Source organism: Rhodococcus sp. (in: high G+C Gram-positive bacteria) (assembly GCF_049299235.1).
Taxonomy (GTDB): domain Bacteria; phylum Actinomycetota; class Actinomycetes; order Mycobacteriales; family Mycobacteriaceae; genus Rhodococcus.
Genome location: NZ_JBAQXC010000276.1, coordinates 1 through 1,628, shown reverse-complemented (window position 1 = coordinate 1,628; position 1,628 = coordinate 1). Strand labels below are relative to the sequence as shown.

Annotated in this window: 1 protein-coding gene; it reads left to right on the top strand. The window is 67.6% G+C overall.

What is annotated here, in order from left to right:
• Positions 1-196: 196 nt before the first annotated feature.
• Positions 197-1,522, top strand: coding sequence for a lipase family protein (locus tag WAX14_RS16260; protein WP_422629088.1), 1,326 nt, complete (start codon positions 197-199; stop codon positions 1,520-1,522).
• The last annotated feature ends 106 nt before the right edge of the window (positions 1,523-1,628 follow it).

Below are 1,628 nucleotides of genomic sequence, written 5' to 3'. Positions count from 1 at the left end.
GTTCCGGCCGGGCACTTCTACGTTTACGCCAAAGACAGAAACTTGACATACTAGGCAGCAACTGTCCAGTATCGCGTGTGTGACGGGCACGACTTCACAACCCGGTCGTCAGACATGCCATACGGCGCAGAGCAGCATAGGGGTATCAACAGTGGCGGAAGTAACAGTGCCGGAAGTAGCAGTGCCGGAAGTAGCAGTGGCGAATCCGCGGGGACGATCCGGCACCGGCCTTCGACTCCGGACCGCAGCCGCCGTCGCGGTCGCGTGCCTCGGCCTGACCGGTGTCGCGATCACCGCCGCGCCTGCGGCAGCCGCACCGGTCAGCGACTTCTACGTTCCGCCCGCGACGTTCGATCACACGCCCGGGGCGATCGTGAAGTCGTCGCCGGAACCGATCTTCGCCACCGTCCCCACCGCGAACGGAACTCTCCCGGTCGACGGCCGGCTGGTCATGTACACCTCGCGGACCCAGGACGGAACGCCGGTCGCGGTGTCGGGGACCTATATCGAGCCCACACGCCCCTGGGAGGGGCCGGGCGAGCGACCCACCGTCGTCATCGCCCCCGGCACATCGGGCCAGGGCGACCAGTGCGCGATCTCCGCCGCGTTCTCGACCGGCCTGTTCGCCGACACCTCCAAGCTGTCCGTCTCGGCGAACCAGGAAGCCCTGAGTGCGGCAACCTGGAGCGCCGCCGGCGCCCGCGTGTTCGTCACCGACTACATCGGTCTCGGCACTCCCGGCATCCACACCTACGTGAACCGGGTCGAGCAGGCGCACGCCGTCCTCGACGCCGCGCGTGCCGCCAACAACCTGTCCGGTTCCGGTTCCGCCACCCCGCTCCTGTTCTGGGGATATTCACAGGGCGGCGGTGCCACCGCGGCAGCCGCGGAAATGCTGCCGACGTACGCACCCGAACTCAATCTCGAGGGCACGTGGGCCGGTGGCCCCACCGCGGACCTCACCGAGATCCTCGGCACGATCGACGGGACGCTCATCGGCGGCGCGATCGGCTTCGCGATCAACGGATTCATCGACCGGAACCCCGACCTCCGGCCGCTTCTCTCGACCCGGCTCACCCCGGAAGGCAGGGACCTTCTCGCTACCTTGTCGGAGTCGTGCATCGGTGACGTCATCCTCAAGCATCCGTTCCTGCGGACCGCCCCCTACACCACCGACGGGCGGCCATTTCTCGATCATCTCTCCGAGATCCCCGAAGTACTCGCCGTCCTGAACGATCAGCGCATCGGAAGGACCGCACCGACCAGCCCGGTCTTGATCACCAGCGGCCGCAACGACGACACCGTCCCCTACGGGCAGGCCCGTCAACTCGCGGAGGACTGGTGTGGCCTGGGCGCGGCGGTCACCTTCCGGACCAACGAACTGCCGCCGATCCTGCCGGGAGCGACCCTCCCCAACCATTTCGGCCCGCTGCTGATCGATGGCTACGGCACGAACATCGCCGTCTCGTTCCTGTACGACCAACTATCCGACACGCCGTCCGCCGGCTGCGCCATCGACTGACGCGCCCGTCCAGCGAGACCACCGTCCAGCGAGACCACCGCCCAGCGAGACCACTGCCCAGCGAGACCACTGCCCAGCGAGGCCACTGCGGCGCCTGCACATTGTG